Source organism: Rossellomorea sp. ABR4_012 (assembly GCF_056159545.1).
The window spans coordinates 174,696-189,310 of the sequence record NZ_JBSWVK010000003.1; the positions used below are offsets into that span (position 1 = coordinate 174,696).

Here is a 14,615-nt window from a genome sequence, read left to right on the forward strand (position 1 = left end):
ACTCCTCTCCTAATATAAACAAACAGGGAGGAAATTAATTTATATGTCATTTGATATTTTTAATCCACAAGTTTCTGTAGTAGCTAAAGGTCTAGAAGGCAAGGTAATCACGATTTATGGAAGCAATAACTTAGGTAAAACTAAGCAAGCAACACGAATGAAAAAACCTTTCTATCTTGGATTTGAAAAAGGTATTCGTGCAATCAGTGGTATTCCTTTTTTGCCAATTAATAACTGGAGAGACTTTAAGAAAATCAATAAGCAGCTTACTGATCCTAAAACGTTAGATAAAGCAAAAGAACTTTATCAGACGATTATCTTTGATGAGGTGTATACATCAGCATTATATTGCCAAGATTTCCTTTGTAAAAAGCATGGAGTTGAAACAATTGGTGAGGGTAATGGAGGATTTGGACTTTGGAAAGAGTATGAAACTGAATTCTGGGCTGAAATTGATAAACTTCTAGGTACTGGTTACACACTTGTTTTCATTTCTCATGAAGAGGAAACTAAAGAAGGTAAGCGTATTCCTAAAGGTGATAAACGTTCAATCAAGCCAATTGTTGATAACTCTGATATTGTTGTATTCCTTACTAGCAACGGAGTAGATGATGACAATAATGTGGTTAAGTCTTCAGCATGGTTTGCTGAAACAGAAAACTTCTTCGCAAGATCACGCTTTGATTATATTGATACATATATTCAGGAGTTTACTGCAGAAAATCTTGAAAAAGCTATTGCAGAAGCAATTGAACGACAAGAAAAAGTAGAGGGTGTAGAAGCGGTATCCTATGAGGAACAGAAAGAACGCTTCAAGTCTGAAGAATTGGATTATGATGAACTAATGGATGAAATTAAAGAAATTGGTACTCAATTGGCAGAAGATGAACGATTAGAGGATCTTCAGGAAGTAGTTGAAAAACATCTTGGAGTTGGAAGGAAAGTTACTGACTGCAAGAAGAACCAAGTTCAAGTAATGAGTCTAATCTTAGATGATCTTAAAGACTTACTAAGTGAATAATAAATAACTAGATAAAGGGGAGTATTAATTTACTCTCCTTTTGTTTAAGAGAGGTGGTAATCTTGGCTAGATTAGTTAAGTGTCCTTATTGTGAGGATAAATTAGATAAGGATGAGGCTTATACATATAAAAAGAGGTATTACCATCAGGAGTGCTTTGATACATGGAAATTAGAAACTGAGCACAGGAACAGCCTTATTGAATACATAATGGAACTTTATAGTTTAGATGCTCCTACTGGAATGATGTTAAAGCAGATTAAGGACTTTAAAGAGCAATACAACTATCAATATAAAGGAATGGAATTAACCTTAAAATATTTTCATGAAACTATGGGTAAATCTGTACTTGAGGATAGTGGCATAGGCATTATCCCTTACTACTATGAGAAAGCAAAGAAGCACCATATTATGAAACTCAACGTTGAAAACAGTCTAGAGAATCATGAGGAGAAGGAATGTAAAACCATAGAGGTTCACTCTCCTAAATTTACATACAAGAAGAAAGTAGAGCAGATTGACATTAGCTCATTATAGAGAGGTGAAGAGATGAGTCTGATTGACAAAAGAGCAACACTACAAGTACTGGGTAACATAATGAAAAAACCATCACTTTTAGATGATCATAAGTATAAATTAAGTAAGGAAGATTTTTTTGCTGAAGGAGAATCTTCATTCTATGTAATTATCTTTGCTGCAATAAATAACTTGTTTGAGCAGGGTATTGAAGAAATTGATATTCCGATGATTGATACCTTCTTGAGCAATTATGATGTTCAATACAAAACATTTACTGATAATGATGGTTTGGAATATCTTCAAAATGCAATTGAAATTTCCCACATCAGAAATTTTGATTATAGTTACAATCGACTGAAAAAGTACAGTCTCTTACGAGAATATAAGCGTCATGGTTTTGACATCACTGAGATTTATGATGAGAGTATCATTGACCCTAAAGAAGCAGAGTCAATGATGGGTGAATTTGATCAGTTAACAATTGATAAGATGATTGAGCACTTCGACAAAAAACTAGTTGAAATTGCTAATCAATTCTCCAGCAGTGAAGAGACTAAGACAATCCATGCTTCTTCAAGTGCAAGAGAATTACTGAAAAAGTTTAAACAGTCACCCGATTATGGGATTTCCATGATAGGAAACTTACAAAATACCATTTTCAGGGGAGCAAAACTTAAATCTTTAGGACTAAGATCAGCCCCTTCTAACTTAGGTAAAACTCGTTTAGCATTGGCTGAAGCTGCAGACATGGCTATTGAAGAGATTTTCGATTTACATAAAGGTGAGTGGGTATCAAACAACAATAGTGAAAACGTGCTATTCATTAGTACAGAGATTGAGGGGGATGCCCTTCAAAGTACAATTTTAGCTTACATATCCGGTGTACCTGAAAGAACGATCAAAGACGGAGCTACCACTGAAGAAGAAGATGAGCGATTAGAGTATGCAGTTAAGATTCTTGAGCGAAGTAACTTCTGGATTGAATACATACCTGACTTTGATACTCAGTTAATTGAAAATAAAATTAAACAGCACATCATTGAAAATCAGGCTCAATACATCTACTTTGACTACCTTCATATTTCAATGAGCATCCTAGAGGAAATTGCAAACTCATCCAAGGGAATGAAACTAAGAGAAGATATGGTTCTTTTCATGTTTATGAATCGTTTAGACCAGATGAGAAAACGTTACAATGTTTACATTCAAACAGCCACACAGGTAAATGGAGAGTGGAAGCATATTGAAAACGCAGATTCAACTGTTCTTAGGGGATCAAAAGCAATTGCAGATAAAGCAACAAAAGGGATTATAGCATTAAGTCCATCTCAAAAGGATCTTGAGGCAATTGAACCAATTATGAAAAACATGTTTGGATGCAAAGAGCCAAACATTGTGTATCACATTTATAAAAACCGTGAGACAGAACATAAGGATTGTAAGCTTTGGTTATATGTTGACTTTGATACTATGCGACAAACTGAGCTTTTTCTAACAAAAAATAACTACGAATTAATCAGCATCGAACCAACAGAAATAAAATCTAAGAAACTTGACTTTTAAAGGGGTGAGTCCCCATAAGATACGATAAGGACAAACTCAAAGAGTCATTGACTCTAGAGGATATAAATCTACTACTACATAATTTAGGCAGCAATGAACCAAGAGAAGACAATCAAGGTAATCCAATGTTTCAAACTGTATGTCATGGTGGAGATAGCCACAAGCTCTACTATTATGAGAGGGACAAAGAGTTTCACTGTTATACATCTTGCTCTGAAAACATGGACATTTATGAACTTGTTGAAAGAGTAAAGAAAATTTCATTCTCTCAAGCAGTTCGATATGTGGCTAATACTACAGGTAAGACATTTGGGTTTGGTGCAGTCATTAAAGAGAACAATAGTGAACTAATTAATGACTGGGACTGGATCAATCGACTTAAGAAAAAAGAAAAAAAGATAATTGAGCTTCCAGAATACGATAGTAATGTGCTGGATAGGTTTATTCCTAGCTTACATGAGAGCTGGCTAGATGAGGGTATTTCTATTGAGACTGGAAAGAAATTTGGAATTGGGTATTATTTCAGAGAAGGTCATGAAGCAATAACCATTCCTCATTTTGATATCAATAATCGTTTGGTGGGTATCCGAAGACGGTCATTAATTGAAGAAGATCTCGAAAATGGTAAAAAGTATATGCCTATTACCATTGGAAATAAGAACTACAACCACCAGACGATGTTTAACCTTTTTGGAGTTAATAAAACTCAAGAGTCCATCAAGCGTTTAAAAAAGATATTTTTCTATGAGGGAGAAAAATCAGTATTTAAAACAGAAGACATTTACGGTGAAGATAATTTTAGTTGTGCTGTGTGCTCTTCGCAAATTACTGATTTTCATAGAGATATTGCTATATCGTTAGGCGTGGAAGAAGTGTTTATTGGCTTTGATAAATTTAGGGCTAAAAAGGAACATGAAACTGAAGAAATTTATCAAAAATTGATAGAGAAATACCAAGACAAATTATTGAAATTTGCACGTAAATTTACACCATATTGCCGTACATATATCCTCTGGGACGACTTTGAACTGCTTGACTACAAAGATAGCCCAGTAGACAAAGGTAAATCAATACTTGAGCAATTAATGAAGTGTAAATATGAGATAAAAACAAGTGGGGTGGAGCAATGAAGTACGAATTGATTGGTAAGAATGATTATTTGAATCCAATTGAGACAGTTTTAAGAAATCGAGGGATTGAAGACATTCAATCCTTTTTGTCTACCAGTGAAAAAGATGTGATTCATTGGAGTAAATTAAGGAATATTATAGAGGCTGCAGAATGCTTATTAGAACATATTAAGAAGGGCAGTAAGATATTTGTACAGTGCGATCCAGATGCCGATGGAACGACTTCGAGTGCAGCACTCATAAACTATTTAACTAAAGTATTTCCTGAAATAAATCTACAGTGGAGGATTCATGAAGGAAAGCAACATGGAATTATTGTTAAAGAAGTGCCTAATGATGTAGATTTAGTGTTAATTCCAGATGCAGGATCAAATCAGTATAAAGAACACAAAGAACTAAAAGATAAAGGTATGGACATTATTATATTAGACCACCATGAATGCGAAGAGGAATCTGAGGATGCTATTGTAGTAAATAATCAATTATCACCTGAGTATACAAACAAGGCTTTTTCAGGAGCTGGAGTAGTGTATAAATTTCTGCAAGCTATTGATGATAAAATAGAAATTAAACATGCTGATCATTATTTAGACTTAGTGGCTATTGGTTTGATTGGTGACATGATGGATTTACGATCTCTTGAGACAAGATACTATGTGCAAAAAGGATTAAAGCAAATCAATAATTCATTTCTTAATGCATTGTTTGATAAGCAATCATATTCAACTAAGGGAATAATCAATGTTATCAACTGCCAATTCTATATAGTCCCACTGATCAATGCATGTATTCGAACCGGAAATCTTGAGGAAAAACTTCAGATGATGAGAGCTTTCCTAGAATCAAAAGAGTTAATCTACAATACTCGTAAAAAAGAAAGTGAAGACATTCAAACCGCAACAGCAAGACTATTAACGAATGTGAAAGCAAGACAAGGTAGAATGAGGGATAAAGGTGTTGCAGCCATTGAAGAAAGGATTCAAGAAAAGAACTTATTGGATAATAAAATTCTTATTGTGAATGTATCAGACATTCTTGATAAAAACTTAACTGGTCTTGTGGCTAACAGTCTAACTAGACAGTATAAGCGACCTGCATTGCTTCTAAGGCAGAGAGATGATAAGCCAATATTGAATGGATCAATAAGAGGTTATGATAAAGGAGCAATTAAAAACTTAAAAGAGTTTCTATTAGAAACTGGTAAATTCGACTATGTTGAAGGACATTCTAATGCAGCAGGTTGTCAAATAAGTTTTGATAATATAGTCGAAGTGAATGACATGATCAATGATAAATTAAAAGAAGTTAAAATTGATGTTAATTCATATGAAGTTGACTTTATAGTTCCCGCCAAAAACTTAAAAAGTGGGTTATTAATAGAAATAAATAAACATAGGGATATTTGGGGTTACAAGGTTGAAGAGCCTGTAATTGCAATAAAAGATATTGAAGTGAATAAAGAAGACATACACCTTCTAGGCAGCAAGAAAAACACAATTAAATTTACATACAAAGGTATTGATTATATAAAATTCTTCAGTTCGGAAGAAACATATCAAAAAATAATCAGTGAAGGTGAAAGGTTAGTTATGAATGTTGTCGGAAGGGCAAGTGTTAATGAATATAACGGGGAAATTAAACCGCAAATTCTAGTTGAAGACTTTGTAGTAATTGAGACAAAGAAAAAAGAATTTATCTTTTAAGGGGTGGGGATTGTGGGCGTTAAAACTCACGGTATGACAGGTACAAGAATATATAAAATATGGGATGGTATGAGATATCGTTGCAATAAAGAAACAAGCCACGACTATCGCAATTATGGTGGAAGAGGGATTAGAGTTTGTGATGAGTGGAATAAAGACTTTACTGCATTCTATGATTGGGCAATGAATAACGGTTATAAAGAGAGTTTACAAATAGATCGAATTAATAATGATGGCAATTATGAACCAAACAACTGTAGATGGGCAACAGTGAAAGAACAAGGAAACAATAGAAGAACATGCACCTATCTAACAATAAATAATCAAACAAAAACCATCACTGAATGGGCTGAAGAGAAAAGAATTGACAGAGCAACGCTTTATAATAGATACTCAAATGGAATTGAGGGTGAGGATCTTTTTGCTCCGGTGCTTATCAGTAAGCCAGCAGAGAAACAGGTGGGTTTAGAAGGTCTAACATGGGACAAAGATAAGAAAAAATGGAGACTTAGGCTAAGAGTAAACAAAATACTAAAACATTTTGGCTACTTTGAAGACTTAGATAAAGCAATAGAAAAAAGAAAAGAAAAAGCCAAGGAATTAAATTTACATAAATATCTTTATTTATAATAAATAAACTGATATAATAGAATAAATAAAGATTGGAGGAGATAATCATTGTGTATAATTTCATGTCACAATCACACAGCTAAGGGAAGCAATTTAAGGTTACTTGACTGCACAAATGATGTAAAAGAGTTAATACATACTGCAGCAAAGATTGGCTATAAAGGGTTGGCTATAACTGATCATGAATCTATATCAGCCCACATTGAAGCAATCAAAAAGGCTAAAGATTTAAAGAAAAAAGGTGACATTCCTCAAGATTTCAAGTTGATCTTGGGGAATGAAATATACCTCATTGATTCATTAGAGGAGACTCGTGACAATTACAAGTCTGGCATTACAAAGTTTCCTCATTTTCTTTTAATCAGTAAAGATAAAAAAGGGCATGAGCAACTAAGGTATTTAAGTAGTAAGGCTTGGGAAAATTCCTTCCATACTGGACTTATGGAAAGAACTCCAACTATTAAAGAAACTTTAAAAGAAGTGGTTGTGAACGATCCAAACCACCTTATTGCAACTACTGCTTGTTTAGGTTCAGAAAGCTCAATTCATCTTTTGGCATTGAAGGATGCTGAGTTAGAAAACAATCAAGAATTAATCAATTATCATAAAGGTAAATTAATGGAGTTTATCCAATGGAATATTGATGTTTTTGGCAAAGATAATTTCTTTATTGAGTTGCAACCAGCTTTATCAGAAGAGCAGATATATGTTAATCAAAAACTTATCCCAATTGCAGATTACTTTGGTCTGAAAAGAATAATAAGCACTGACACTCACTACTTAAGACCAGAAGACAGAGTAGTACATAAGGCTTTTCTTAACTCAAAAGAGGGTGAAAGAGAAGTAGATGACTTTTATGAGGCATGTTTCCTTCAAACTGAAGAAGAAATATATGAACGAATGAACTATATAGATAGAGAAATAATTGATGATGCTATTCAAAACACATTGTTAATCGGTGAAATGGTTGAAGATTACACAATTGAACATGATCCTGTCATTCCTAAGATAGAATTACCTGAATTTGAAATTAGACATCTCTTTAAACCTGCTTATGATAAATATGCTTATATTAAGAAAATGGTTGATTCAGATAATGAGCAAGATAGATACATGGTCAAACTGCTTGAAGATGGGTTTGAAGAATATATCCCATTTAATGCCTTAAGTAAAGAAAAATTCCATCAGATACTTGGTCGTATCAACATGGAGTTAGAAGAGCTATGGGAAATCAGCGTTAACTTAAATCAAGCAATGACTTCATATTACATCACTGTTCAAGAAATCATCAACATAATTTGGAGTGATGATGAGTGTGGTGGAAACTCATTAGTTGGAAGTGGTCGTGGATCTGCTGCCGGATTTCTAATTAATTACTTACTAGGTATTACACAAGTAAATCCACTTGAATATGGCATTGAATTACCACATTGGAGACACCTGCATAGATCAAGACCGGACATTCCAGATATAGACGTAGATTCAGAAGGAAGTAAAAGACCTCAAATTATTAAAGCTTTAATTAGTCATTTCGGAAATAATCGAGTCTTGCAGGTTTGCACATTCGGAACTGAGAAAAGCAAATCGGCACTTCAGACAGCTTGTAGGGGATTGGGAATAGATAGTGATATTGCTCTATATTTAAGCGGAATGATACCGTTCGAACGTGGTCAAAACTGGACACTTACTGAATGCTTCTATGGAGATGAAGATGGTGAAAGAAAGCCAATTAAGGAGTTCATCAGAGAGGTTGAAAAATATCCTCACTTAAAAGAAACTGCTTTAAAAATTGAAGGTTTGGTCAACAAAAGAAGTATTCATGCCAGTGGAATAATCATCTTTAATGAAGATTACTATAAATCCAATGCGATGATGAAAGCCCCAAATGGAGATCCTATTACTCAATTTAATCTTGGGGATTGCGAAGCAGTCGGAAATGTTAAGTTTGATTTGTTGACAATTGAAGCTTTAGATAAAATTAGAGCTACCTTAGACATGTTAATAGAACATGATGAAATAAAATGGATTAAGAATTTACGTCAAACCTTTAATACTTATTTACACCCTGACAATATTGAAAAGACAAAATCAGATATCTATAAAATGTTAGGTAGTGGAGAAATTCTTGATTTATTTCAATTCTCTACTGAAATTGGTATGGAAACAACAAAGAAAGTTAAGCCAAGTAATCTATTGGAAACTGCTGCAGCAAACTCTCTTATGCGATTAATGTCTGATGGAGAAGAACAACCTATTGATGTATTTATTAAACATAAGAATGATATCTCGGTCTGGTATAAAGAGATGGGGCAATACGGTTTAAATAATAATGAGATTAAAGTTATGGAAGATCATTTACTAAAATTAAATGGAGTGGCAGATACACAGGAATGTGTTATGCAATTGTCAATGGATAAAAGAATTGCTGGTTTTGATGTTACTCTGGCAAATAAATTAAGAAAGGCAATTGCAAAACCCAAGGGAAAAGGAGCACTAGAAGAGATTCAGGAAAGCTTCTTTAAGCAGGGTAGGGACTTAGGAACTAGAGATGAGCTATTGAACTATGTGTGGAATGTACAGATTAAACGACAACTTGGATACGCATTTAGCGTATTACATACACTTGCTTACTCACTAGTAGCAATTCAAGAGCTTAATCTTAACTATAAATATAATCCTCTTTATTGGCAGACTGCTTGTCTATCAGTCAATGCAGGTAGCAATGAATTGGAAACCATTGAAGAAGATCATAAGAATAAGTCAACAAACTATGGAAAGATTGCTTATGCCATAGGGAACATTCGTCAGAGAGGAATCAAAGTTGACCTACCGGATGTGAATAAAGCTAAGTTTGGCTTCACTCCTGATTTACAAAATAACTCAATTGTTTTTGGCTTAAAGGGGATGAATGGAATAGGTGATGAAGTAGTCCATACAGTTATCTCCAAAAGACCATATGAGTCATTCGATCACTTCATTGATAAGATGTTTACGACTGGGCTAGTGAAGAAAGGACAAATCACACAATTAATAAAAGGTGGATGTTTTGATTCATTCGGAGACAGAAAAGAGATAATGAAGAAGTTTGCAGCACATCTCTTTGAACCTAAGAAACAACTAAACATGCAGAATATGAATATGTTAGTTAATGAAGGTTTAATTCCTGATGAATTTCATCTTTGTGAGAGAATGTTTAAATACAAAGCATACATTTCCAAATCAGTCTATAAAACAATTAAGTCACCTAAAGACAGATGGTTCAAATTAGATGATATTGCTTCGCCATTCTTTAACCAGCATTTTACCGAGAAATGTGTAGAGGATGTTTCTGATCAAGGAGAGCTAATCATCTCTGAGAAGAAATTTAAGAAAGAATATGATGCTCATATGGAAAGACTTAAGGAATGGATGAGCAAAGAAGAAACATTACAATATGTGAATGAGAAATTGTTTGAAAGAGAGTCACAAGCTTTCCTAGATGGGTCACTAAGTAAATGGGAAATGGATTCACTGTCCTTCTACTATCATGATCACGAGTTAGCCCACATGAATAAAGAAAAGTACGATGTATCTATCTTTAGTGAACTACCTGAAGATCCTGAAGTAGTTGATACATATATGTCCAGAGGGATCGAACGTAAAATATTCAAACTTTCCCGTATTGCTGGCACTGTACTAGATAGAGATAAGAATAAACATAAAGTTACGCTGCTTACAACAGATGGAGTTGTAACTGTAAAGTTCTATGGAGGAGCATTCAGTCATTACAATAAGCAATTATCCCGACCTACTAGCAATGGAAAGAAGGAAGTTGTAGAACCTTCTTGGTTTACACGAGGGAATAAACTACTTATCACCGGATTCAGACGAGGTAATCAATTTTCTCCAAGGAAATATAAGAATAGTATTTACCAACACACTGTCGCTTTGATTGAGGATATTGACGATCAAGGAAATCTCACCTTAAAAACAGAACGAGAAGAAATCTGAATAAAAGTGTGATTTCATTCCAAATTATGATTTGAAAACAGGAGTAAATGGAAGTAAAACGGAGAATAAAAGAGATTGAATCGTCACTCATTTACTAAACAATTTATATAAAATAAATTAATAAAAACTATTGACGTAGGTTGCGTCCTTCCATTATAATCAAGTTAAGATATAAATGAAGGGAGGCAACCTACACTACTTTAAAGGGAGGAAGCAAATGAAAAAGATTAAAAAGAAAGTCGCAGGAGTCATTGTAGTCAGCATGTTAGTTGGATCAAATGTTGTTTCACTTGCAGCTTACGACAGACAAATAGATAAAATAAGTGAATATAAACAGGTAAATAAGAATAGAATTAAACAGCTAGAAGAAAACAGTCGTTCATTAAGGGGTGAGGTGTTTGATAAGAATAATCAGATACATAAGCAGGTTGAAGAAATTAATGAATATAAAGTTGATATTCAGGACTTAAAAAAGAAGAATAATGATCTGAAGAAGAAACTAGAAGAAGCCAAGAAGTCTGTTGAATCACGACCCAGTAAGCCTACTCATCAAGTACAGGTGAGTAGGGGGAGTAAAAGTAACCAGAGGTCTTATCAAATGCAGATGACCAGTTACACTGCAAGTTGTGACGGATGTTCGGGGATCACTAGGGCAGGACACAATGCAACTAAGTCGATTTACTCTAATGGTATGAGGGTTATCGCAACAGATCCATCACTAATTCCAATGCACTCAATAGTTAGAGTTGATACAGTGAATGGCTCATTTCAAGCTGTGGCATTAGACACTGGTGGTGCAATCAAAGGAAATATAATCGACTTATTAGTTGGAAATAAGGCTAAGGCAAGAGAAAATGGAAGGCAATATGTGACCGTTACTGTTTTACGAGAAGGTGGACAGTAGACTCAAAAAGCGAAGGAGTGATAATGAATGTACAAGGTGAGACCGAGAAATTACGAATGTAAGAAATGTGGTAGACGCACCTATAAATACTATGAAAAATGTTTAAAGTGTGGCGAAAATAGCACATTAGAGAAACGAAAAGAGGAAATTTAGATACTGCACTATCCGACAAAACAGTGAAGGAGGAAAACAATGCAGGAAATCATGGTTGAACCAAAAGAATACAAATATAAAATTGGTGATCACGTTATCATCAATGAGAAGGTTAAGAAAGACTTACCTAATGATGTAGGTAGGACTGGATACATTGAAGCATATGCAGCAGTCTCGCCTAACTTTGATTATTATGTAGACTTGGGGTTAGAGACTAGAAAAGTAAAAGAATTAGAGATCAATTTAGTTAAAGTTCCTGATACATATAAAGTTGGAGACAAGGTGATCTACTTAATAAATAGTCAATTCTGCAAAGTTGATGAAACTTATGTAGGTAGCAAAGAAGTGAGATTGGTATTTGAAGATGAAACATCAGTAATTACACACATATCAAATATAAGAAAGGTGATTGAGAATGAAGAAGTTAAAGAAGATGCTCAAGTTAATTCACAACCAGAAAATGCTGTTAATCGCTTAGTCGATCTATTACTTACGAAATACAAGAATGAAGATGGTACATACACTTTACCGAGTGACGTTTTACATAAATTAATTGAATATGCTTTAGATGAGGTGAGTCAATGACATTAATTATTCTTGAAGGAAATGAAGCCAATTTCAAGACTACTGTAGCCAATAAGCTTAGTAAGTTAATTAGCTTTCCAGTAGTCAAAGGATCTACTTTTGAACATGCTCAATGCACCAATGAAGAATTATTTGAAAAATTTAAGGAGTTGTCTGAACTTGACAATACTATCCTCGACAGATTTATTTATTCCAATCGAGTTTATGCGACTCTATATAGAGACTTCGCTATTCTCACTGATGATCAAAGAAAAGAAATTGAAGAAAGAATTAAAGGAAAGGCGACTCTAATTTATCTATATGCAGATAATGAGGTAATCAAGCAAAGAATTGAGCAGCGTGGAGATGAATACGTTGAAACTGGAATGGTATCAGCAATTAATAATGAATACATAAAGACAATTCTTGAAGCTAATATTCAAAGGGTATCTTACAATACAGAAGAATGGAATAGTGATGAAATTGTAAGAGACATTGCAAAATGCTTTATCTGATGAAAGGTTGCTTTTATCTTGAATTAAGAAAGGAGAATTAAATGAAATCAACTATATTTATACCAGAGAAAATTAATGTGGGATTTCAAGAAAGAACTGACACCTATACAAAGAAGCTGGCATACGTAATCTACTTTGATGAAAAGGGAAAGCTCAGAAAAGAGGCTTCGTGGAATAGCTGGAGAAACAATAAAATCGACAATGAGATATTCGAAAACGTTCCAACTTCAGGCTTTGTGTTAAATAAGAAGGCAGGAGGCTACAGTACTGGATGGAATCACAGACAAACTTATGTGAGAGTCTATGATCCAAGAGGGTTTGAGTTTGAAATAGATGTCCCTAATCTTTTATATATCCTTGAAAACACAAATTCAATCAAAGGAAAGGGTTTAGAAGGTGAATTTGTTTATGGTTGGGATGGAAAGGAATTAGTACTTATTCCCACAGAATCACCTGACTATATAGAGATTTCAAAGTTTAATGAGAAAGTACACAATCAAGTTAAATTAAAAGGTAAGGATTTAAAATTGGGTGCTACTTATCTAACAAAAGATAATGTGCAATTAGTGTATTTAGGAAGATTTGATGAATGGGATTACGACTACATATATGAGGATGTCAAAAATCATCATTTTGGTGGTTACAGTAGAAAATGGACTGGCAAGACTCAATGGAAGACAAAGAAAAAAGCTTACTTCTTCTCTCGTCTTTCAGACAGTAGTATTACTACAGTTCAATCATTATCTAAGACTATTATTGATGTGATATCAGAGGATTGTGTTGATAATTACGCTGCGTTAATGGATAAATTAGAACACACATCTTCTTATTCACCTGTAGATGATAGTAAAGATGAATACGTTGACTTCACATTTGAAGAATTTAAAGCAAAAGCTGAGAATTCTTGGTGGGATGTAAGGTTTTATATTGATGGTAATGTAGAGAAAAAAGTACATTTTGATAAGAGAAGCGATTACACTCAGGGGATTTATGAAGAAGTAAAAGAGAGTTATGAGGATACTACTGGATGGAGAACAATTACTAGAACTAACACTCATAAGAAATACTTTGACTCACTTGAAGAAGTTTTTAACTTATATAAACCCAAGTATTTAAGAAAGTATCTAGCCAATGGAAAAATCTATAAGGAGGAAAAATAATATGTCAAATATCAATGATCAAAGAATCTTAGAATTAAGGAAACAAATCGCAACTAAGAAAGGAGAGTTAGGGAAGTCACTTAAATTCACACCAGTAACAAACTGCTCTGTTGAACTTGATGGTGAGAGATATAATATTCAAGTATTACAAAAAAATCAGTTAATTGCTTTAATGGTAAAACTAAATGCATATTTGATGTCAGCAAAGGTTCTTGATGTAGCAGATGTTTATGAAATGAGTGGATTCTCTCCATCTGATTGGATCACAGATATCCAATCTAGAGTAGAAATGCTGTCAAGAAAAGATGAAGAAAAGAAGTTGAAAGCAATGGAAGAGAAGTTATCTAAGTTGTTGTCAGATGGCAAGAAGGTCGAACTTGAGATTGATGAGATTGAATCGTTACTCAAAGGTAAATAAAACAACTCTTTCATAGGGAAAGGAGGGTGACATATGACTATTCCAGAGGTTAAAGATGAAGAGATTTTCATTAAAACTAATTCATTGACCAACATGATTAAAGGGAAGAAGTTAAGGAAGAGAATGCTTGATCACAATATTAGGATGGAAATCAAAAAAGTTTCTATTCCAATGTTCTTAGGATTTACTTCAGATAAAGTAGAACTCACTATACATCGACCTGCAGCTACCGATAAGACCCTTGTGAATGAGATTATTCACTTGGTAAGCACTGTAATCATGAGAAGACACGATGTAGGAATGTTCTATAACTATGTAGATACAGAATAAATATTTAAAATAAACT

The 14,615-nt window shown here is 33.9% G+C and carries 13 protein-coding genes; all 13 read left to right on the forward strand.

Annotated features, from left to right (window positions below; genetic code table 11):
• Nucleotides 1-43: 43 nt before the first annotated feature.
• The 13 genes from ACXAFV_RS13825 (at nucleotide 44) to ACXAFV_RS13885 (ending at nucleotide 14,599) form a co-directional block, all read left to right on the forward strand.
• Nucleotides 44-1,021 (forward strand): ATP-binding protein, encoded by a 978-nt coding sequence (locus tag ACXAFV_RS13825; protein ID WP_475127284.1) that lies wholly within the window; start codon nucleotides 44-46, stop codon nucleotides 1,019-1,021.
• 62 nt (nucleotides 1,022-1,083) lie between these two features.
• Nucleotides 1,084-1,557, forward strand: a complete 474-nt coding sequence (locus ACXAFV_RS13830; protein ID WP_475127286.1) for a hypothetical protein — start codon at nucleotides 1,084-1,086, stop codon at nucleotides 1,555-1,557.
• A 12-nt stretch (nucleotides 1,558-1,569) separates the two neighbouring features.
• The gene (locus ACXAFV_RS13835) at nucleotides 1,570-3,102 is read left to right on the forward strand and encodes a DnaB-like helicase C-terminal domain-containing protein (protein ID WP_475127287.1); all 1,533 of its coding nucleotides are present in this window, start codon (nucleotides 1,570-1,572) and stop codon (nucleotides 3,100-3,102) included.
• 47 nt (nucleotides 3,103-3,149) lie between these two features.
• Nucleotides 3,150-4,232 carry a hypothetical protein gene (locus tag ACXAFV_RS13840; protein ID WP_475127288.1) on the forward strand — a complete coding sequence of 361 codons (1,083 nt, stop codon included), beginning with the start codon at nucleotides 3,150-3,152 and terminating at the stop codon, nucleotides 4,230-4,232.
• Nucleotides 4,229-5,935, forward strand: coding sequence for a DHH family phosphoesterase (locus ACXAFV_RS13845; protein ID WP_475127290.1), 1,707 nt, complete (start codon nucleotides 4,229-4,231; stop codon nucleotides 5,933-5,935). Before ACXAFV_RS13840 ends, ACXAFV_RS13845 begins: the two co-directional genes overlap by 4 nt.
• Nucleotides 5,936-5,947: 12 nt before the next feature.
• A complete protein-coding gene (locus tag ACXAFV_RS13850; protein ID WP_475127291.1) occupies nucleotides 5,948-6,565 on the forward strand; it encodes a hypothetical protein in 618 nt (205 codons plus the stop codon).
• A 54-nt stretch (nucleotides 6,566-6,619) separates the two neighbouring features.
• Entirely contained in the window at nucleotides 6,620-10,555 is a 3,936-nt protein-coding gene (locus tag ACXAFV_RS13855) for a PHP domain-containing protein (protein WP_475127922.1), read from the forward strand.
• Nucleotides 10,556-10,772: 217 nt separating this feature from the next.
• Entirely contained in the window at nucleotides 10,773-11,459 is a 687-nt protein-coding gene (locus ACXAFV_RS13860; protein WP_475127293.1) for a 3D domain-containing protein, read from the forward strand.
• A gap of 192 nt (nucleotides 11,460-11,651) precedes the next feature.
• Entirely contained in the window at nucleotides 11,652-12,197 is a 546-nt protein-coding gene (locus ACXAFV_RS13865) for a hypothetical protein (RefSeq protein WP_475127294.1), read from the forward strand.
• On the forward strand, nucleotides 12,194-12,691 hold the full coding sequence (locus ACXAFV_RS13870) for a hypothetical protein (protein ID WP_475127296.1): 498 nt from the start codon (nucleotides 12,194-12,196) through the stop codon (nucleotides 12,689-12,691). Before ACXAFV_RS13865 ends, ACXAFV_RS13870 begins: the two co-directional genes overlap by 4 nt.
• Before the next feature lie 41 nt (nucleotides 12,692-12,732).
• Nucleotides 12,733-13,851 carry a hypothetical protein gene (locus tag ACXAFV_RS13875; protein WP_475127298.1) on the forward strand — a complete coding sequence of 373 codons (1,119 nt, stop codon included), beginning with the start codon at nucleotides 12,733-12,735 and terminating at the stop codon, nucleotides 13,849-13,851.
• 1 nt (nucleotide 13,852) lies between these two features.
• The gene (locus ACXAFV_RS13880) at nucleotides 13,853-14,269 is read left to right on the forward strand and encodes a hypothetical protein (RefSeq protein WP_475127299.1); all 417 of its coding nucleotides are present in this window, start codon (nucleotides 13,853-13,855) and stop codon (nucleotides 14,267-14,269) included.
• Between the two features lie 33 nt (nucleotides 14,270-14,302).
• The gene (locus ACXAFV_RS13885; RefSeq protein ID WP_475127300.1) at nucleotides 14,303-14,599 is read left to right on the forward strand and encodes a hypothetical protein; all 297 of its coding nucleotides are present in this window, start codon (nucleotides 14,303-14,305) and stop codon (nucleotides 14,597-14,599) included.
• The last annotated feature ends 16 nt before the right edge of the window (nucleotides 14,600-14,615 follow it).

Bases quoted from the DNA above. Each gene is read 5' to 3' on its own strand.
- ACXAFV_RS13825 (WP_475127284.1), top strand. From the start codon at position 44: ATGTCATTTGATATTTTTAATCCACAAGTTTCTGTAGTAGCTAAAGGT.
- ACXAFV_RS13870 (WP_475127296.1), top strand. From the start codon at position 12,194: ATGACATTAATTATTCTTGAAGGAAATGAAGCCAATTTCAAGACTACT.
- ACXAFV_RS13865 (WP_475127294.1), top strand. From the start codon at position 11,652: ATGCAGGAAATCATGGTTGAACCAAAAGAATACAAATATAAAATTGGT.
- ACXAFV_RS13880 (WP_475127299.1), top strand. From the start codon at position 13,853: ATGTCAAATATCAATGATCAAAGAATCTTAGAATTAAGGAAACAAATC.
- ACXAFV_RS13875 (WP_475127298.1), top strand. From the start codon at position 12,733: ATGAAATCAACTATATTTATACCAGAGAAAATTAATGTGGGATTTCAA.
- ACXAFV_RS13835 (WP_475127287.1), top strand. From the start codon at position 1,570: ATGAGTCTGATTGACAAAAGAGCAACACTACAAGTACTGGGTAACATA.
- ACXAFV_RS13845 (WP_475127290.1), top strand. From the start codon at position 4,229: ATGAAGTACGAATTGATTGGTAAGAATGATTATTTGAATCCAATTGAG.
- ACXAFV_RS13860 (WP_475127293.1), top strand. From the start codon at position 10,773: ATGAAAAAGATTAAAAAGAAAGTCGCAGGAGTCATTGTAGTCAGCATG.
- ACXAFV_RS13885 (WP_475127300.1), top strand. From the start codon at position 14,303: ATGACTATTCCAGAGGTTAAAGATGAAGAGATTTTCATTAAAACTAAT.